Raw genomic sequence first — 19,377 nt, 5'->3', positions numbered from 1 at the left:
GCTAACCTACGCGGACGACTGCGCGAAGCCGCCCGCGTAAGCTGCGCTAGCCCTGATTCCGGAAGTACTCCACAGTACGAGCAACACCTTCCTGAATACTCATAGCTGGCTCCCAGCCGAGTACCTCACGCGCCCGCGTGGGATCCAACGCCGACCGCGCCACATCACCAGTGCGCGGCGGTGCAAACTCTGGATTATCCTCGGCATCCGCAGCCTGCGCCACCAACGAGTGCAGCTGCCGATCCGAGGTTTCTACGCCGGTGCCAATATTAAAGCGCATTCCACCACCGACCTCGCCGGATGCGCGGTAGAAAGCATCCACCACATCGTCGACATAGACATAGTCGCGGGTATTTCCGCCGTCGCCGAATACCTTGGTTGGCTCTCCCGCCAGCAGTCGCTGAGCGAAAATAGCCACCACACCGGCCTCGCCGTGCGGATCCTGCCGCGGGCCGTACACATTCGCCGGCGCGATGTGCGAGCATTCGAGCCCGTAAAGATTGCGGAACATATTCAAGTACAGTTCGCCCGTCGCCTTTGAGGCGGCATAGGGGCTCATCGGATTGACCGGCACGCTTTCCGACACCGGAAGCTCCTCCGGCGTGCCGTAGATGGAACCGCCCGAAGATGTAAACACAACCTTGCGGACACCGTGCTTTCGGGCCGCATCGGCAAGTTTGATTGTGCCAATGATGTTCAGCGTCGCATCCCGCACCGGGTCGGCCACGGAAATCCGCACATCAATCTGCGCTGCGAGGTGGAAAATAACCTCCGGACGGTTTTGCTCGAGCAGCTCGTCCCAGTCCACCTCCAGCACATCGGCGGTTATGAACTCAAAATCGTCGTTAAGCGATGCCTGCTGGAGGTTTTCCAGCTTTCCGTGGGAGAGATCGTCCAGCGCCGTGACCGCGTATCCTTCGGCCAGCAACCGGTCAACCAGCGTCGAACCGATAAATCCCGCACCGCCCGTCACCAGCGCACGCGGTTTCGCGCTTGCCGACGATTCTGTCATCGCGGTGGCCGGTGATTCGTTCTTGTGCTTCTCCATAGGAAGAACTATAGGCGCTTAGTAAGGAAAACCGCTTATACGTGTGCCAACCTCACATTGACGGGGTTGATTAGTCTTCCAGGGAATGCGAGATTACTCAGCGCGCTGTGGCAGGTTGACAGTGGAATTGAAGAAAATAACCAAGCCCATCAAGATGGCGATGACCATACCGCCACCGAGCATGACCGGGTAGGTCATCCAGGAGATGGACTCGGAGAGCTTGGTCAGAATTGCTGGGAATGCGAAGCCGATGTAAGTCAGGCAGTAGAAGATACCGGTCAGCCCGGCCATGTCGCGCGGGCCGGCGATGCGCTGTACTTCGTTGAGGCCGGTAAACATGGCCAGGCCGTAGCCGGTGCCCAGCACCAGCGCTGCAATAAACGCCGTCACTGCGGTGGGGTTGGTGGACATCCATGCGGCCATTCCCATGCCGATAACCACAATGCCCATTGCGATCAGCGAGCCGCGGGCGTTGTGCTCGGTTACAAAGCGTGGACCAATCTGCTGAATGCCAAAACCACAGAGCAGCGCAAACAGTGTGACCATCGCGGAGTAGAACACTGGCTGGGAGACGTGGTCCTGAAGCAGAGAAGGAATGATTGCATAGGCAACACCGGCTGCACCGAAGACCCACGGCGCTCCCATCGCGGCGACGAGCAGGAAGCGACGGTTAGTTACCGAAGGGGTGTGTAGAGATTCCCAGACGCTTTCGTGCGGAGCATTGCTGCCGCCCAGGTGCGGCGACTGGCGGGTCTCCGGCACAGCCACAAGACCGAAGATCGTTGGGATGGAAATCAGGATGTGGATGATATAAGCCAACTGCCCCGGCAGCGGTGCGAACTGCGCCAACGTGCCGGCAATACCCGCACCCAGGCCAAAGCCCAAGGTCAACGCCATGGACTGACGCTTCGCGCCCGAGGTGGAAGTGGCCTTGGGGTCAAAGCGTGGATCGGAAAGCTCCTTTACCCACGAGCCGCCCACGGCCATGACAATGCCGACTGCCAGGCCCGAGATAAAGCGACCGGTGAGAATGAGCGGAGCGATGGTCTCGCCCAGCGCGATGAGAGTCGAGCCCAGAATCGAGAGCACCGGCGCGGCGAGCATCACCGGCTTACGGCCGATACGGTCCGAGATTGGGCCAGAAATCAGCAGTGCCGGCGCGATGCCGAGAGCGTAGACCAGCAATAGAAGGTCAATGAACACCGGCGCCAGGTCAGCGTTTTCGCGGTACATCACCATCAGCGGTGTGAATTCATTGCCACCCCACGCGACGGCGAAAACTGCAATTGCGGCGAGCAGCCACAACGGCGTGCCTTTATTGGATTTGGCCCTGCCGTGAGGTACCTCATTTTCATTGCCGTTAGTTCCTGCGTGAGAAGACATGTCGTTTACTTTACGACGGTCCCCAGCGCCTTACGCACAATGGTGCAGATTTTAAGCCACCGGAGCTAACCACAAGAGGTGTGCCGAGATAGTTGAGCAGGCGGGGCGGGGCAACTGAGTCGGTTAGTGCTGTGGCGACTAGTGGAGTGGTGGCTAATGCGGTGGCGTGCCCAGTTTGGTCACCTCGGGTTGGTCTCGGCACAAATGCCCCTGAAACCTGGGGCTCACACCCCCGTCTCGGGGTGGCATGTTGCCGACCTTGCATCCCTGCCCCATCCGGGGGCAATGACCTTTTCGACACTACATCGTTATTGTTCCGTTACTTCTTTCGTATCTTGCGCCCCTTTCGCCGCACTATTCACACCACTTCTGATTATATAATTACAGATTAGTTCAATGTGGGGGTAGCCGAACAGCCATAAAACGCAGATTTCCCCTATTTAAGACAGTCTCACGCACAAACGGCCATCAGCTCGCGCACATCAGGCCGGAAACGGCCCGTCGTTAAGCAGCATCCATTCCACACCCTTTACATACCCCCGATTCCACCTTTTTCAGACATCTAGAAAATGAATTCGGTCACAAACAAAGGAAATCTACCGCCATTCACCAACCCCCATTACCCCCGTTGCCCACTTTTTGTCGTCGCTCGCTGAAGTTCAAACGCTGGTCGCTACCGGTCTGGCTGTGTAAGAATTCGACACCGTCAAACAATCTGTCCATTCCCCAAACGCTGGCTGAGAAAAACCTGGGGCGATTTCTGCACGACCGCTGAGATCGCCAAGGTCCTCGATGGCCGTGCGGACGGGTATGTAAAGAAAGTCTTGTTGTTTTATGACTACTTCGATCATCGCGAATGATCCCAAGCAGCGCCGCAAGGTGCTCACGGGAACTCTCGTGGGTACGACCATCGAGTTTTATGACTTCCTGATTTACGCTCAGGCCGCAGCTATCGTGCTCGCTCCGCACTTCATCGAGCCGGCTGCGAAGTCGAACCCACAGGTCGCTCAGGTGCTCGCCTGGGCAACCCTGGGTATTTCCTTCCTCTTCCGCCCGCTTGGCGCTATCGTCGCCGGCCATATCGGTGACCGCTACGGCCGCAAGATGATTCTGGTCTTCACCCTCATCGGCATGGGTGCAGCTACTTTCTGTATCGGTCTGCTGCCGACTTATGAGTCAATCGGCATCGCTGCACCTATCCTGCTGGTTCTGCTCCGTATCTTCCAGGGCCTTTCCGCGGGTGGCGAATGGGGCGGTGCGGCCCTGATGTCCGTGGAGTACGCACCGAAGGAAAAGCGCGGTATCTACGGCGCATTCCCGCAGGCCGGTGTTCCGCTGGGTCTGACCCTGGCTACCGGCACCATGCTGATTGTTATGGCTATCATCGGCGAGGAAGCCTACATGGACTGGGGTTGGCGTGTGCCATTCCTGCTGTCCTTCATCCTGGTTCTGATTGGTTACATGATTCGTCGCACCGTCGATGAGTCCCCGGTCTTCCAGGCTATGCAGGCTGAGTCTGCTGAGCGCTCCGCTCCGCTGCCGGAGCTCTTCCGCAACCACTGGGGCAAGGTCATCCAGGGCGCCCTGATCTTCGCTGCTCAGCAGGCTACCGGTTACCTCGTGATCGCATTCTTCGGCGCTTACGCACAGAAGACACTGGGCTACTCCGCAACCGTCGCTTGGACAGGCACTCTCGTCGCCGGTATCTGCTGGACCATTTTCATGTTCATGGCTGGCGCTTGGTCCGACCGTATCGGCCGCGCCAAGACCTTCATCATCGGCTACGTCCTAATCATGATTTGGGAAGCCGTCATGTGGAGCCTCCTGGATAAGGGCCCGTTCCTCTACGTCATGACCGTCGCAGTCCTCACTCTGCCGCTGGCACTGACCTTCGGCCCGCAGCCGGCCATGTACTCCGAGATGTTCCCGGCTGAGGTTCGCTACTCCGGCGCTTCCATCGCTTACGCCATCGGCGCTGTCCTGGGTGGTGCATTCGCACCGATGATTGCCCAGATGATCATGGACGCCACCGGTAACCCGTTCTACATCTCCATCTACCTGATGGCCATGGCTATCCCGGCACTGATTGCCCTGTTCCTGCTGCCGAAGGGTCTTGAAGACCGAGACCTCATCGAGCACCCGGAAACTAACCTCGACGAAGTTAAGTCGCGCGTCTAGTTCCCACAGCTAGGGGGGTCTGCCCCACCGAGGGTCTGATTACGCGAGCCGTCGTCAAGCACTGCACAACGCAGTATTTGCTTGACGACGGCTTTTGCGTTTCCGCCTTCGTTCTATCCCGGTAGCTTGTTTCCGACCCGTGGCCCCGATTTCCTCATGAGTTTCTCAGTCGAAAGCGGCTGACAAGCCCCAGATATCCCATTAACGTTGGGTTATGGCACAGACTTCTTCCAGCTCCACGCGAATCCCCCGCCGTCGCTCGACCGATGGTCCGAAGACGCTCCCCTCCCGTCCTGAACCGGAAGTGGCAGGTGCACTGCAAAAGGCCCTGGACGGCTATTTCCCCGAGGCGCGCGCTGATGTCCGCGTCCTTCTAGAAGACCCCTCCCTGCGGCCCACCTCTGGGCTGACCGTGGAGGAGGCCAGGCAGCACACCACCGAGTCACTGTCCAAGGTGCTTAAGACCGGCATGCCCTATGGGGCTTTCCGCACTGACCAGGGCGGCACAGGAGATACCGGTGGCACTCTCACCGGGATTGAAATGCTTGGCCACACCGACTTGTCGTTGATGGTGAAGTCCGGAGTGCAGTGGGGCCTTTTCGGCGGCGCTGTCAGCAACTTGGGAACTGAGCGTCACGGCGAGTTGGTGCGTGACCTCATTGAGCTGCGGGCTCTCGGCTGCTTTGCGATGACCGAGCGCGGCCACGGCTCGGACGTCCAATCACTCGAGACCACGGCGCACTACGACCCCGAGACGGAAGAATTCATCCTCAATTCCCCTACGGCTTCCTCTGAGAAGTGGTTTTTGGGCAATGCCGCGCGCGATGGGCGCTGGGCTGCGGTCTTTTGCCAGCTCTACACACCAGGGCAGGAAGAATCCCATGGTGTGCACTGCATTGTCGCTCGAATCCGCAATGATGATGGTTCGCCTGTCGACGGAGTTGCTATCGGCGACCACGGCACCAAGGGCGGCCTCTTGGGCGTGGACAACGGCACTCTCATGTTCGATCACTACCGCGTGCCGCGGGAGAACCTGCTTAACCGTTTTGCAGATGTCTCGGCCACTGGCGAGTACAGCAGCGATATTGACAGCCCCAATGCACGGTTTTTCACAATGCTCGGTGCCCTCGTGCGCGGCCGCGTGACAGTCGGTGCGGCCGCTGGTGCGGCAACCCGCACCGCATTGACCATCGGCACCAAGTACGCACACTTGCGGCGCCAATTTGCTCCCGACGATTCGCTGCCGGAAAAGAAGCTCATTGAGCACCGCCAACACCGAATCCGACTACTCCCCCGCATTGCGCGTTCGTACGGTCTGCAATTTGCCACCAACCTGCTAATCAAGCGGATTCACGACCTCGAAGCGGAGGGGCTGGACCGTGCGAATCTCACCCCGGAGCAGGCTCGCGATTTGCGTGAAGTGGAGGCGCATGCCGCCGCATTGAAGGTCGCCAACACCGCACATGCCACCGACGCCATCCAGGAGATGCGTGAGGCCACCGGTGGAGCTGGCTACATGGCGGAGAACCTGTTGACCATTCTCAAAGAGGACTCTGACGTATTCACTACCTTTGAGGGCGACAACGTGGTGATGTTGCAGCTGGTCACCAAGGAACTTTTGGGTGGTTTTGCCCGGGAGGTACAGAGTTTTTCCAACCTGGAAATGGTGCGCTTCGGCCTCGACAATTTCAGTGGCATTTTGCGCCGTCGCACCGGTGCGGACGCCGTCGTTCAGAACCTCTTGGATGCGCTGACTGACGCTGATGAGTCCTCGCTCTTTGACCCCGCCAGCCAGATGCAATTGCTCATCGAGCGCGAGAATCGACTTCTCAAGTCCCTTGCTCGCAGGCTGCGCCCGGCGCGGAAACTGCCTGTGGAAAAGGCCGCGAAGCTGGTGGACAAGGTCCAGGACCACATGATTTCCTGCGCGTGGGCGCATATCGATCGCATGATTTTGGAAGCGTTCTTTGAAGCTGAATCCACACTCACAGATGAGCGCTCTCAAGAGGTGCTCGAGCAGGTTCGCGATGTGTTCTTCCTGTCGGTGGTCTGCGATAACGCCGGCTGGTTCTTGGAGCAGTCACTGCTCACCGGTACTCGCACCAAGGGCGCGCGGGCGGGCTTGGCCGATCTTGTTGATTCCCTTGGCCCCTGGTCTGAGGTGCTTGTCGACGCCTTCGGTGTCCCCAGCACCATGCTGGATATCCCCATGATGGAGCCTCACGACGCGATGACACCGAAAGCTAAGGCAAACCCGGCTAGTTAGCGTGTTGGCCGGTTGGCCGCTGTGGTGGCTGCTGTGGCGGTGACTGGTGTGAGGTAGCTACGGCCTGGATGCGCAGGTTGGCTACTGCGCCAAGAAACCTTCCAACCCAGCCACAGTGGCCTCTGCCAAGCGCTGACGGCCTTCGTTGGAGGTCAAGAGGGCAATGTCGCTGCTATCACGCATGTTGCCGTATTCGACCAGTGCCTTTGGTTTCGTCGATAGGTTGAGTCCGGTGAGGTCAGCGCGCGGATTCAGCCCCTGGCTACCGAGGTAGTTGGATGGAGCAAAACCGGCTGCGACAAAAGCATCGCGCAGCGCGGTTGCCAGCGCGGTAGATCCCTGCTCGTCATTATTGGCGAGCGGCTGCGAAATCGCAGACACATGGAATCCGCGGTTGCCCTCTCCAGCACCATCTGCGTGAAGGCTCACCACGGCATCGGCGTTGGAGGCATTTTCCTTCTCTGCACGGGCATCGATGCAATCTGCACGACCGGTGTCATCGACGCGGCTGAGCAGCACCTGAGCACCGCGCTGTTCGAGCAGCTGCTTAATTTCCTGCGCCATCAGCCAATTGAACTCATGCTCCGGGAAGCCGTCATTGGAAGCGGTACCGGAGGTATTACATGGCTTCTGGCCACCGCGGCCGTCAGTGACCATCATGTCCGCTGGTGGTGGGGTGCCGGCGTGTCCCGGGTCGAGGTAGATGACCTTGCCGGCTACAGCGCTGGAGCCGTCGGCACGCGAAGTAGCGCGATTAGCTTGCTGTTGTTGTGCATCGCCAGAAGCGACTGCGTCGGGGTTAGCAGAATCAGACATTGCAGACTCCTCATTCGGCGGAGTGGGGTTCGGCATCTGCATAGCCTCTTCTTCAGCTGCCAACGACGTTTGCGTTTCTGTCGACGCAGCTTGCTGAGCGCTTCCTGCTTTGGAAGCCTCCGTGTCGATGGTGCAAGCTACAAGACCGGCTGGCAAAATTGCCGCAGCCACCAAAGCCACAGCTAGTCGTCTTGCTGATCGCTGCACTGCTAGTCCCTGGTGTCCGGGCTGCCGCATAGTGCGTTCTCCTAGTTTCCGCGTACCTGCTATGTGCTGAGTAACAGTAGCAAACACTCGATTGAGAGTCGCCGGCTCCGAGATTTCCTCCCCCTTCGTTTCGGGAAGCACCGCACGTCGGGACGTGTGCAGGATTTTTCAGGACTTATCACCGAGGGGTTTAGTGATTCCCCTTCGCCTGTGCTGCCAAACCCGTAAGCATTAAGTCCACAAGCTTTTCTTGCACACCGGGAAAGTACTGCTCGACCGCTGCAGAGTTAGGAAGGGGACGCGACACCACAGCGAGCCCAAGGTGGAAATCAAGCGGTGCAACGTCCTCCGGGCATAGCCCAGCTGCTTTTGCCTTATCCAGCAGTCGCGTATAGCTCTGACGCAACTCCGTCATTCGCTTTTCGATAATGCCATCAATCTTTTTCGCCTCGCTCCCCAAACTGGTATTGAGATCGCTGAATAATGCCTGGGCAAGTGCCGCAACACTTAATTTCGCGATCGCGTGGACTGCTTCGTGCCAAGCGCCGTCCGGATCGTCGTCAAACTGAGCTACGGCTGCCTCAGTAACCCTGTCGATATCAGCTGCAACACGAGCACTGACTGCGCCGAGAAGCTCAATCCTGCTGGGAAAGTGCCTGCTTGCCGTAGCTAAACCGACACCGGCCTCCCTGGCAATCGCACGCATGGATACACCGGCTCCTTGCTCTATCAAGAGTTTTCGCGCTGCTTCCACGATGGCATCACTGTTCATCACTGCATCTTGTCTCACACTTGCATCCTAACAAACGGAACACTATGCTCCACTTTGTAAGTGAAACACTCTGCTCCAGTTAGGAGATAGGCCATGTCAACAGCTACGACTGAGACGAAAAAAGCCTCACCCGCCCCCCAAAGCAGTAGCCGTGATCTTCGGTATTCCGCTCGTCATCGGGCTCATGCTCTTCGCGTTCCTGGCACCGACATTTGCCTCCGGCCCGAACGATGTCCCCATTGCGCTGACTGCCCCCGCCCCAATATCCGAACAAATCACCCAAGCCATCGAACACAAAGCTGGCGACGATGCTCCTGATATCCAGGTGATGGACACCCCTGACGCCGTACGCGAGTCAATCCTCAATCGCGAAACTGTTGGCGGCATCGTCATCTCCCCGACGGGCGCTACCGCCTACACCGCTTCAGGCAACGGCGCACCTTACTCGCAGCTTATCGACGGCATTGCGACGACCCTCGAGTCTCAAAACATCCCTGTAGAGCGGGAGGATTTGGCTCCAACCACACAGGATGACCCACAAGCTTCCGGTGTCGCGCTCCTCGGCTTGCCGCTGGCTTTCGGCGGTATCATCTCGGCAGTTATAGCCACCTTCCTCTTCCGAGGTAAGAAGTGGACGAAATTGGGTGTCCTCGCTGGCATCGCAGTCTTCGGAGCCCTCGTGGCAACGTGGATGCTCCACTCTGTCTACGGCACGCTTTCGGGCAGCTTCGGCATGGAATGGCTGGCTATTTCTCTGGGAATCCTGGCTACCTCAATGCTTACCGCCGGGCTTGCGGCCATTATTGGCACTCCCGGTGTGGGCATCGGCGCCATTTTGACGATTTTCTTGGCGAACCCGCTCTCTGGACTGTCCACCGGCCCCTGGCTGCTTCCGGCCGGTTGGTCCACCCTTGGCCAGTGGATGCCCATTGGGGCGACTGGCTACCTAGTCAGGTCACTGTCATTTTTCGATGGCAACGGTGCTGGGGCAGCGTGGTGGGTTCTCATCGTCTGGGTTGCCGCTGGATTCGCTCTCCTCATGTTTGACCGATCCAAAAAATAAAAAACGGGACCCTTTTTAAAGGATCCCGTTTCAAACCGAGCCGCCTGCGAGAATCGAACTCGCGACCTTCTCATTACGAGTGAGACGCTCTACCGACTGAGCTAAGGCGGCACGCACATTGCGCCGAGCTTTCAAGCAAGCAGAAATAACCCTGCACAAAATGTACAAGCGGTAATACTACTGTACTGCCCCCATCGCTACCAAAATGGGGCCTGCAGTCCGCTGCATTAGGCGCGGCTACCGGCTTACCTACGACCAACCTGCCCCGCGATCTGCAATTTAGCCATCAATTCATCCATCAAGACCGTCAACTTCACTGCAGTCACGAGCATGCCGCGCACCTCGGTGACAGCATCGATGGAGGCCAATATCGCCTCCGGCGGAAGGCGTCGGGCTAGCTCCGTGGCTGTCCGACGACGGTCTGGATTTATGAGGTAGACCGCGCCATCGCCAAACTCAGAACCAGCACCAAAGCCCGAATCCCCCGAAGCAGTCTCACCACCACGTTCCGCCCCAAACGCCAGCACCAGGGCGTCACGGTAAAGCCCCATAATGTCGGTCAACGACAGGTCGATCAGATCTGACTCCGCGCGCCTGCGCCGCCGCTTCTGATTTTCCTCCAGCTCCTTGATAACCCCCTTAGAGCCGCGCAGTGCCGCCTGCGCACCCTTGCCGGACGCACCTACGCCCAGTGAGCGCTCGAGGTTCTCCAGCTCCTCAGCCTCTAGTGGCTCCATCCGCCGCTTGACCTCGCCTGCTACTTCGTTGGCCAGCTCACGCGCCGCCACGTATGACTTCGCCGGATCGAACACAGCCTCCACGAAATCCAGGGCCTTACCCCGCCAAGCACGCGAGCCCTCATCGGAGACAAAGCCACGCGCACGCCCAATGTGACCGTTGGACACCGTCGCGGCCCAGACCGCTTGCTCGTCGGTAAGCTCTGGCCGCTCGGCGCGCAGGAGGTTTGTGACATCGTCGATATGCGGCGTCGGCACATAGACATGGCGGCAGCGCGAACGGAGCGTAACGGAGAAATCCTCCGCGTTTGTCGTTGGTGCGCACATGATGATGACGGTGCGCAGAGGCGGCTCTTCCACCACCTTGAGCAGCGCATTTGAGGCGGATTCGTTGAGACGGTCGGCGTCTTCGATGATCAGCACGCGGCAATCCGCCGTCGTGGGCATCTTGTAAGCCCAGGGCCGCAGCTCGTCCCTCACCGTCGCCACCGAGATAATGGTGCCCTCCGGGCGCACGATTTTGATGTCGCCATGCGTTCCCGCCAGCGCCGTCCGGCAGCCCTCGCACTCACCGCATCCGGGGTTGTCATGCCGCGTGCACAGCAGCGCCGCCGCAAACGCCGTCGCCGTCACCGACCGCCCCGACCCCGCAGGTCCCGTGAACAGCCAGGCGTGCGTCATGTCCGAGTCGCGTGGCACATCGCTTAACGACGACCCCGCGTCCCCACCTTCCGGCGAAACCTCCACCCCATCGCCTGCCAGCGGTTGACCGTTGGCAAAGCGATAATGCGCAGCGCGCACAGCAGCCTGCAGCCGCTGGCGAACCCCACCGGTTTCGGGCATACGAGAAAACACGCTGCGCTCTGTCATCGGCTCTGTCATGGCCACAACTCTAGCGCGCCCCACGAGACTCTTGTGAGGTAACTACTCCCTGCAATCCGGGGTTGCCACTAAGGTAGTAATCATGCAACGGCTCTGGCGAAATCTGAAATGGCTAAGCGGGACAATGTGGCCTGCTTATGCCTCATTTATCTTCGTCTGCAACCTTGTCGGAGCCATGATTGTCGGCTTGTTCCTCGGCATGCTGTTGCCACTGAACCAAGAAACTCACCTGCCGCGGTTGGCTAATGGGGTCATCTATGCCCTGGCTGGTTACCTGGTTCTGGCAATTATTGCGGGAATCGGCACTACTTGGATCCTGTTCAAGCCGTTGTTGAAATGGCAGCGTCATCCGGATATGCACGATCCGCGGCGGGTACGATATCTGGTCATGCGCGTGCCTGTCTATCAGGCACTCTTGGGTACCGTCATCTGGTCTCTGGGCGTGATTGTCTTCAGTGGAGTCGCGTTCGCCTATGACAGCAAGATTGGCCTGATGGTGCTGCTCACCTCGGTGCTCGGTGGCGCCATGGTGGCACTGTTGACCTATCTAATTGCGGAGCGCATGGTGCGTCCGGTTGCTGTGGAGGCGCTGGCGCGTAGGGCCCCGGATTCTTCGCTGGAGCCACCGATTGGTCACCGCCTGCGCCAGACGTGGGTGTTGACCAGCGGTGTTCCAGTGGTAGCAATCCTGCTTGTGCTGATAGGTCAGCGCCGTGGTCTATTCACAGATGACGCGGCAGATTTGCTGCCCACCATCACCGCGCTGGCAATTCTGGCTCTGATTACCGGCTATTTCGGCACGATGTTGGCCACTATGTCCATCGTCGACCCGATTCGTGATCTCACGGGTGCGATTAACAAGGTCCGCCAGGGCCAGGTGGATACGCGCGTGCCTATTTACGACGGCTCCGAGATGGGCGTTCTCCAGGCGGGTTTCAATGAAATGATGCGTGGCCTGCAGGAGCGTCAGCGGGTCCGTGACCTCTTCGGCCGCTATGTCGGGTCTGAGGTCGCCCGTAAGGCTCTGGAAGAAAAGCCGACTTTGGGCGGCGAGAATCGCCTCGTCGCGGTGCTGTTTGTGGACGTGATTGGTTCGACCAACTTCGCGGAGAAGAACTCACCAGAAGTCGTTGTCCGTGAGCTCAATGCCTTCTTCGACCACGTTGTTGACTGTGTGCACCGCAATAAGGGCATTATCAACAAGTTCCAGGGTGACGCGGCTCTGGCTGTCTTCGGCGCTCCCCTGCCCCTCGATGACACTGCTGGGCACGCCCTCACAGCCGCCCGTGAACTGCGCGAGGAACTGCTCGACCTCCAGCTCACCGCGGGTATTGGCGTCTCCGCCGGGCACGTTGTCGCCGGCCACATCGGCGCCCGCGACCGCTTTGAGTACACGGTTATTGGTGACGCGGTTAACCAGGCTGCCCGTCTGACCGAGCTGGCCAAGGACACCCCGGGCCGTGTGCTCGCCACGGCTTCTACTATTCGCCTGGCTAACGAGGACGAGCAGGCTCGCTGGACCACCCTGAAGTCTGTGGAGCTGCGTGGCCGTACGCACATGACGCAGCTTGCACGCCCGGTGCGCCCGACGCTTGCCGACGAAGCCTAGGGCTCGTTGGGCGCCCAGTACCCCTAGACTTCTCAGACGGCGAGCACACTTACTCCACCGAGAATAAATCTCCTGGCTGGCAGTCCAAAGCTTCGCACAACATACTGAGCGTCGTGAATCGCACGGCCTTCGCCCTGTTGTTTTTCAGCACTGAGAGGTTGACCGGAGTGACCCCGACCTGTTCGGAAAGGGCTGCCAACGTCATTCCGCGGCTTTCAAGCAGCTCATCTAAGTGGCACACAACCTTCGCCATTTAAATGAGTCCTTCCTGGTCTTCCTGCATTCGCGCAGCTCGGAACAACATAACTCCGAGAGTGGAGATGACTATCATAAGGACAAACCATATTCCCAGGTGCTCATTGAAATCGGCATGATCACGCTGGTACCACGTGCTCAGATTCAGGCTACTTGCGACCCAGTTTTCGCCCATATGCTGCAGGAAACTACTTGCCGGATACATCGCTACCAGCCAGGAGATAGCCATAACTCGTCGCGCAGTCTTAACTGTAAAAAACTCGCCTTTCAGGTACGAGAGTGAGAACAACACGCAGAGCACGGCAATCGCGGCGACGATAGCGCATCGAACAACAGTCGCAGCAATAAACAAGGAGAGGACTCCACCACTCATAACCTCGATAGGAACCCCTTTGTCACTTCCCAGCACTTCGGGCAAAAGCAGGGTCAGATCACTGGGGAACTGCTGATGAAGAACCGGATGGCGGAGCTGGAGCAAAATGTAAGCCAGTGCAAACACTCCGGCAAAAAGGCTCACGATTACATCCCGGCGCTCCTTAGTTTGATTGACATACGGGTCATTTGGCTTCTTGGTCTGTGGAGATACCATAGCTAACTTCCTTACTGCACCGTAATTGGCGCGGTTAGTGAGATTATTCTGTGGGCAGACTGGGTCCGCCACCCAACACCAACACATCGTTATTCGATGTATCGATTTTCGATACTATATCGTTTTTCGATATACCGCAAGACCCCTGCAACAATCGCTGTCCACCGCGAACCTGCGCACCCTCCCGCCAATCCTTTACGTTGGAGGAATGACTGACAACCGCCCCAGTTCTAGCCCCACCCCTAGTCCCCGCATGCTTGTCCCCGATGCTGCGCGCGGGTTCGCTCTCCTCGGTATCGCAATCGCGAACATTGCCACTGCCTGGCTGGTTGCAGATCCCGAATTGCCCGCAGCATTCTTCGGCGGCGTCATAAACGACAGCATCGCCGACAAGGCCACCGTGCTGTTTACCGCAGTGACCGCGCATAACCGCGGGCTGCCGATGTTCGCAACGCTGCTCGGCTTCGGTGTGGGACTCATCGTCCGCAGTTTGGCCAGGAGGAACTTTCCACGGTCGCGGGCGCGGGTGGTCGTCGTAAAGCGTTATGCGTTCCTGGGGCTGTTCGGCATCGCGCACATGCTGTTTCTGTTCTTTGGCGACATCATGTTTCTCTATGGCATCTGCGGCATCATCCTGGGGCTGCTTATGGGGCTTAGCAACAAAGTGCTGACGATTCTCGCGTGGATTGCGTTGACAATTAATGCGGTATTGAGCCTGCTGTTTTTGGTTTTCACAATTGTGATGCCCGACGTCGGGTTGGACGGTTCCGACATGACCGAGCTCGTCAACGGCGGCGCGATTGAAGCGAGTTACCTGGATATGCTCGCCGCGAATCTCCAGGTCCTGACAATGAGCATCACTACCCTGCCGCTGCAGCTGTTCCTCTACCTGCCGGTGATGATGATTGGCTTCGTGTGGGCTCGCAAGGGCGTGCTTGACGACGTTGACGCGCACCGCCCCCTGCTTATTCGGTGGCTCGTGGTGGCTGTGGTCGTGGCTTTCGGTATCGGCATCCCTATGGGGTTGGCAGCGATTGGTGTTCTTCCAGCCGGACAGCACATGGCCTTCTTGGTAATTAATAACTTTGCCGGAGTGTTCGCCGGTCCTGGCATCCTAGCCGGGCTGGCGTTAGCGCTGCAGCCGCTCCAACGACGCCTGAACGAGGGCGCCGCTGTACCTGGTTGGCTGGTGCCGATTGTGGCGCTCGGCAAGCGTTCGATGACGGGCTACCTGATGCAGTCGGTGATCTTCTTTGCGCTGGTGTACCCGTTTACTCTGAACATCCCGCGCGATATGGGTGCATTTGTGCAAACTCTCATTGCTGTGGGCGTCTGGTTGGTGACATTGTTCGCCGCGTGGGCGATGGAGCGTCGTGGCATGCAGGGGCCGTTCGAGAAAGTGCATCGCCGGCTGTCGTACGGGCCGACAATGCGGGCGGAGTTGGCCGGGGTCGGTGGCCCCAAACCGGCTCCGCAGGGTGCACCGAGCGCGGCGGGCGCGGCGGGCACGCCAGGTGTGGCGGACGCGGCGGGCGCTTAAGACCTACTTGCCCTACTTGCCCCGGCGCGTCGCCTTCACCACGCGCTTGGTGGTGCGCTTGACTGCTTTCCTGGTGGTCTTCTTCGCAGCCTTCTTCGTGGTCTTGCGAGTCGACTTCTTCGCCGCCTTCTTTGTGCCACCATCGGCGGCTTCCTTCGCACGACGCTCAGACAGCAGTTCGCAGGCGCGGGCATCAGTCAGCGTCTCAGGGGTATCCCCCTTGCGCAACGAAGCATTGGTGACGCCATCGGTGACGTACGGGCCGAAACGGCCATCCTTCACCGACATCGGACGACCGGAGACATCGTTGTCGCCCAGCTGCTTCAGCGGCGGCTTCGCAGCAGCACGACCTCGGCGCTTCGGCTCAGCGTAGATACGACGCGCCTCGTCCAAAGTCACGGTGAAAATCTGCTCTTCGTTGGCCAACGAACGCGAGTCTGTGCCCTTCTTCAGGTACGGACCGTAACGGCCATTCTGAGCAGTAATAACCTCGTTATCGACCGGATCGACACCGACCTCGCGCGGCAGGCTCATCAGCTTCAGAGCCTCTTCCAGCGTCACGGTCGACGGTTCCATGGAGGAAAACAGCGAGGCCGTCTTCGGCTTCAGAGTTTCCTCGATGATTTCCGCGGTGCGCTTTTCCTTCTGCTTGGCGGCGGTCTTGGTTTCCCAGTTCTTCTTCCGCTTGCCCTCGGCAGCGCGCTGAGCGTCCTCTTCGGCGCGCTCAGCTGCGATGATCTCCTCAGCCTTGGCTACGACACTCTCGCGTTCTTCATCGGTGACCAGCTCGGTGACGTAGGGGCCGTAGCGGCCATCGCGAGCAACAATCATGCGACCATTAGCCGGGTTAATGCCCAGTTCACGGCCACCCTGTGGCATGGCCAGCAGCTTCTCAGCGGCAGCCAGATCCAGCTCGTCCGGAGTCATGGCCTCCGGGATGTTGGCACGCTGCACCTCGTCGGCACCGTTTTCACCGGCACCCGGGCACGTACGCTCCAGGTACGGCCCATAGCGGCCAACGCGAACGATAATCGGGTTGCCCTCGGCATCGTCGAAAAGGTGGAGCGAATTGACCTTCCGAGCATCAATCGATTCCAAGTTCACATCGATGATGTTCTTCAGACCACCGTGGGTCGCAATAGCGTCGGCTCCCTTGTGGCGGTGATCCTTGTCATCGCCGAAGTAGAAACCGGTCAGCCAGGTCGTGCGATCCTTATTGCCCGCAGCAATGCCGTCGAGCTCATCCTCTAGCTCGGAGGTGAAGTCGTAGTTGACCAGATCGGAGAACGCTTCCTCCATCAGCCCCACCACGGCAAAGGCCACCCACGAGGGCACCAGAGCGTTGCCGCGGGAGTAGACGTAGCCGCGATCCTGAATGGTCTTGATAATCGACGCGTAGGTCGACGGACGCCCAATTCCCAGGTCCTCCATCTTCTTCACCAAGCTGGCCTCGGTGAAGCGCGCAGGCGGGTTGGTGGAGTGGCTGTCGGCACTGAAGTCCGTGGCCGTCAGGCCCTGGCCTTCCGTCAACTGTGGCAGACGCTTCTCGGCGTTGTCGGCGACCTTGCGACCGTCGGAAAGCGCGGAGACCTCGACGTATGCCTTGAGGAAGCCCGGGAAACGAATCGTGCGTCCGGTGGAGGCGAACTCGACGGCGTGCGTGTCGGTGGCGCCGGCGATGGTGACCTTCATGGACGTGCCGCGTGCGTCGGCCATCTGCGAGGCGACGGTGCGCTGCCAGATTAGTTCGTAGAGTTTGAACTCCTCGGCATCCAGCGAGCCAGCCAGCTGACCTGGCGTTGCGAACGTCTCACCAGCCGGGCGAATCGCCTCGTGCGCTTCCTGCGAGTTCTTCACCTTGCGCGAGTACTGGCGCGGCGCATCGGCGACGTACTCCGAGCCGTAAAGCTCCAACGCCTGCTTACGCGCGGCGTCGATGCCGGCCTTGGACAGCGTCGTGGAGTCGGTACGCATGTAGGTAATGTGACCGTTTTCGTACAGACGCTGCGCCACACGCATCGTGCGCTCAGAGGTGTAATGCAGCTTTCGGCCGGCCTCCTGCTGCAGCGTGGACGTCATAAACGGCGGGTACGGCCGGCGGGTGTACGGCTTCTCCTCCACCGACGCGACCTTGAGCTCGGAGCCCACGAGGTCCGCCGCCAGGGTTTCGGCGAGCTGCTTATCGACGACCCGAATGCCCTCAGACTTCTTCAGCTGGCCACGGTCATCGAAGTCGCGGCCCTGCGCTACGCGCTGACCATCAACGCTGGTCAGGGTTGCGACGAATTCCTTCGGCTGGTTGGCATCGGAGGAAGCCGAACCGGTGTCCAGAGTTGCGGCGACGTCCCAGTACTCAGCGGAGATAAACGCCATGCGCTCGCGCTCACGCTCGACGATGACGCGCGTTGCCACCGACTGCACACGGCCTGCCGACAGGCGCGGCATGACCTTCTTCCACAGCACCGGGGAGACCTCGTAGCCGTAGAGGCGGTCGAGGATACGGCGACCTTCCTGGGCATCAACCAGGTTCTGATCCAGCTCACGAGTGTTGGCCGCGGCCTCCAAGATGGCCTGCTTGGTGATCTCATGGAACACCATGCGGCGCACCGGCACCTTGGGCTTGAGAACCTCCAGCAAGTGCCAGGCAATAGCCTCGCCCTCACGGTCGGGGTCCGTTGCGAGATAGAGTTCGTCGACTTCCTTGAGCTTGGCCTTCAGGTCAGCGACTTTCTTCTTCTTATCAGCGCTGACGACATACAACGGAGCGAATCCGTTGTCGACATTCACGCCCAGACGAGCCCAGGGCTCCTTCTTGTAACGAGCCGGAACGTCGGCTGCGCCACGGGGCAAGTCGCGAATGTGGCCCACCGACGCCTCCACGATGTAATCATCGCCGAGATACGGCTGAATCTTGCGAGCTTTCGTCGCCGACTCGACAATTACAAGGCGCTTGAGGCCGTCTGAATTCGCCATAGAAGTTTTTCTATCCTGCAACGTTGAATGTTTTTGACTGTTTAGATTCTTGTTTTCGTTTAAATCTTGGGGTTCTTGGCCGGACTCTGGCTGGGCTTCAGCTGTGAGAGGCCCGCAATCGGTTCCAACCGGTTCCGATCAGTGCAAATCAGTTCCCGGCCGCGTTCTCCCCGGAAGATTATCTGGAAAGAATATGAAGAATATAAGGAATACCGTACACACAATCTAGTTTGTCGCATGGATTCCTCAAGTATCGGGCGGATTATGGGTGTGACTGAAGGGGCTGCTGTGGGGGATCCCGGTGGCCGGCAGTTGCCGACCCGACGGCTGCTGTGCGGCTGGCCATGATCATCCCCGTGGCTGTCAGTGGCTGGCCACGACAGGCCGCAGCGGGCGCAGCCGCCGCAGCGGCCGCGTGATCGCGGGCTGCAAATGTGAAACTGTATGAGTTTATGACACTTTCAGGCCATTTTTTGGCCATTTTTGTCATAAACGTAGTCAGTAACTCGGATTGACCCACTGCCACCAGAAACACAAAAACCCCACGCAGAAATTACTTTCCACGTGGGAGAATCAAGGTTCACAGCATGAACACAACATGAACCTTGAAAAAGCCAAAAATTCCGCGAGTCAAACCGAGCAAAAGCCCAGTTCAACCCGGAAATGGCTACCTTACAGAGGCTTCACGTCCAGAGCCTGCGGCCCCTTCTGGCCCTCACCAATCTCGAACTCGACTGCCTGGTTCTCTTCCAGCGTCTTGAAACCAGTGCCCTGGATCTCGGAGTAGTGAACGAACACGTCGTTGCCACCGTCAGCTGGGGCGATAAACCCGAAGCCCTTCTCCGAGTTGAACCACTTCACAGTACCCTGTGCCATTACAAAACTTCCCAACTTCAGGATTCGATAAAACAAGTATTCGCCACGCACATCCGGCCACACACGATGGGGTAAACACGGCCAAAGCACCCTTTCGCCTCGTGCGAGTTTTTGCTGGGTGCCCGTTGGCGGGCGATACACTCAAAAAGTCTGCCACGTTTGGGGCGCGAGCGCCGATTAGGA

General features: G+C 59.0%; 14 protein-coding genes and 1 tRNA gene. 5 read left to right on the top strand and 10 right to left on the bottom strand.

Annotated elements, in window-relative coordinates:
• Positions 1-46: 46 nt before the first annotated feature.
• Both HMPREF3130_RS02340 and HMPREF3130_RS02335 read right to left on the bottom strand, forming a co-directional pair.
• A complete protein-coding gene (locus HMPREF3130_RS02340) occupies positions 47-1,012 on the bottom strand; it encodes a GDP-mannose 4,6-dehydratase (RefSeq protein ID WP_070429285.1) in 966 nt (321 codons plus the stop codon).
• A gap of 129 nt (positions 1,013-1,141) precedes the next feature.
• The gene (locus tag HMPREF3130_RS02335; RefSeq protein WP_048732299.1) at positions 1,142-2,431 is read right to left on the bottom strand and encodes an MFS transporter; all 1,290 of its coding nucleotides are present in this window, start codon (positions 2,429-2,431) and stop codon (positions 1,142-1,144) included.
• 834 nt (positions 2,432-3,265) lie between these two features.
• Between HMPREF3130_RS02335 and HMPREF3130_RS02330 the strand changes: the two genes are divergently transcribed.
• Entirely contained in the window at positions 3,266-4,609 is a 1,344-nt protein-coding gene (locus HMPREF3130_RS02330) for an MFS transporter (RefSeq protein WP_070429260.1), read from the top strand.
• A gap of 214 nt (positions 4,610-4,823) precedes the next feature.
• Positions 4,824-6,875 carry an acyl-CoA dehydrogenase family protein gene (locus tag HMPREF3130_RS02325; RefSeq protein ID WP_048732295.1) on the top strand — a complete coding sequence of 684 codons (2,052 nt, stop codon included), beginning with the start codon at positions 4,824-4,826 and terminating at the stop codon, positions 6,873-6,875.
• Positions 6,876-6,956: 81 nt separating this feature from the next.
• Here the strand turns inward: HMPREF3130_RS02325 and HMPREF3130_RS02320 are convergent, their stop codons facing one another.
• On the bottom strand, positions 6,957-7,928 hold the full coding sequence (locus tag HMPREF3130_RS02320; protein ID WP_016421946.1) for an N-acetylmuramoyl-L-alanine amidase: 972 nt from the start codon (positions 7,926-7,928) through the stop codon (positions 6,957-6,959).
• 160 nt (positions 7,929-8,088) lie between these two features.
• Positions 8,089-8,670 (bottom strand): TetR/AcrR family transcriptional regulator, encoded by a 582-nt coding sequence (locus HMPREF3130_RS02315; RefSeq protein WP_042388357.1) that lies wholly within the window; start codon positions 8,668-8,670, stop codon positions 8,089-8,091.
• Positions 8,671-8,821: 151 nt separating this feature from the next.
• On the opposite strand from HMPREF3130_RS02315, the gene HMPREF3130_RS02310 reads away from it, so the two are divergent.
• Positions 8,822-9,733: an SNG1 family protein gene (locus tag HMPREF3130_RS02310; protein WP_241482050.1), complete on the top strand. Its 912-nt coding sequence runs from the start codon at positions 8,822-8,824 to the stop codon at positions 9,731-9,733.
• A gap of 38 nt (positions 9,734-9,771) precedes the next feature.
• Here HMPREF3130_RS02310 and HMPREF3130_RS02305 read toward each other — a convergent pair.
• Both HMPREF3130_RS02305 and HMPREF3130_RS02300 read right to left on the bottom strand, forming a co-directional pair.
• Positions 9,772-9,844: transfer RNA gene (locus tag HMPREF3130_RS02305), tRNA-Thr, on the bottom strand.
• A gap of 134 nt (positions 9,845-9,978) precedes the next feature.
• Positions 9,979-11,352, bottom strand: a complete 1,374-nt coding sequence (locus HMPREF3130_RS02300; RefSeq protein ID WP_070429259.1) for a DNA polymerase III subunit delta' — start codon at positions 11,350-11,352, stop codon at positions 9,979-9,981.
• Positions 11,353-11,434: 82 nt separating this feature from the next.
• Here HMPREF3130_RS02300 and HMPREF3130_RS02295 point away from each other — a divergent pair, with 82 nt between their 5' ends.
• Positions 11,435-12,961 (top strand): adenylate/guanylate cyclase domain-containing protein, encoded by a 1,527-nt coding sequence (locus HMPREF3130_RS02295; protein ID WP_076773268.1) that lies wholly within the window; start codon positions 11,435-11,437, stop codon positions 12,959-12,961.
• 49 nt (positions 12,962-13,010) lie between these two features.
• Here HMPREF3130_RS02295 and HMPREF3130_RS02290 read toward each other — a convergent pair whose 3' ends face one another.
• Together HMPREF3130_RS02290 and HMPREF3130_RS02285 are read right to left on the bottom strand one after the other, a co-directional pair.
• The gene (locus HMPREF3130_RS02290; RefSeq protein WP_069359064.1) at positions 13,011-13,214 is read right to left on the bottom strand and encodes a helix-turn-helix domain-containing protein; all 204 of its coding nucleotides are present in this window, start codon (positions 13,212-13,214) and stop codon (positions 13,011-13,013) included.
• The gene (locus HMPREF3130_RS02285) at positions 13,215-13,805 is read right to left on the bottom strand and encodes a hypothetical protein (RefSeq protein WP_070429258.1); all 591 of its coding nucleotides are present in this window, start codon (positions 13,803-13,805) and stop codon (positions 13,215-13,217) included.
• 208 nt (positions 13,806-14,013) lie between these two features.
• On the opposite strand from HMPREF3130_RS02285, the gene HMPREF3130_RS02280 reads away from it, so the two are divergent.
• Positions 14,014-15,345: a DUF418 domain-containing protein gene (locus tag HMPREF3130_RS02280; protein ID WP_368664905.1), complete on the top strand. Its 1,332-nt coding sequence runs from the start codon at positions 14,014-14,016 to the stop codon at positions 15,343-15,345.
• A 12-nt stretch (positions 15,346-15,357) separates the two neighbouring features.
• On the opposite strand, the gene topA is transcribed toward HMPREF3130_RS02280, so the two are convergent.
• Together topA and HMPREF3130_RS02270 are read right to left on the bottom strand one after the other, a co-directional pair.
• Complete coding sequence (gene topA / locus HMPREF3130_RS02275) at positions 15,358-18,318, bottom strand: type I DNA topoisomerase (protein ID WP_070429256.1); 2,961 nt, start codon at positions 18,316-18,318, stop codon at positions 15,358-15,360.
• Between the two features lie 672 nt (positions 18,319-18,990).
• Positions 18,991-19,194, bottom strand: a complete 204-nt coding sequence (locus HMPREF3130_RS02270; protein ID WP_005511370.1) for a cold-shock protein — start codon at positions 19,192-19,194, stop codon at positions 18,991-18,993.
• Between the last annotated feature and the right edge of the window lie 183 nt (positions 19,195-19,377).

Source organism: Corynebacterium sp. HMSC14B06, from assembly GCF_001807075.1.
Classification (GTDB): Bacteria; Actinomycetota; Actinomycetes; order Mycobacteriales; family Mycobacteriaceae; genus Corynebacterium; species Corynebacterium jeikeium_D.
The sequence above is the reverse complement of the archived record's forward strand: the minus strand, read 5'-3'. Positions and strand labels throughout refer to the sequence as shown.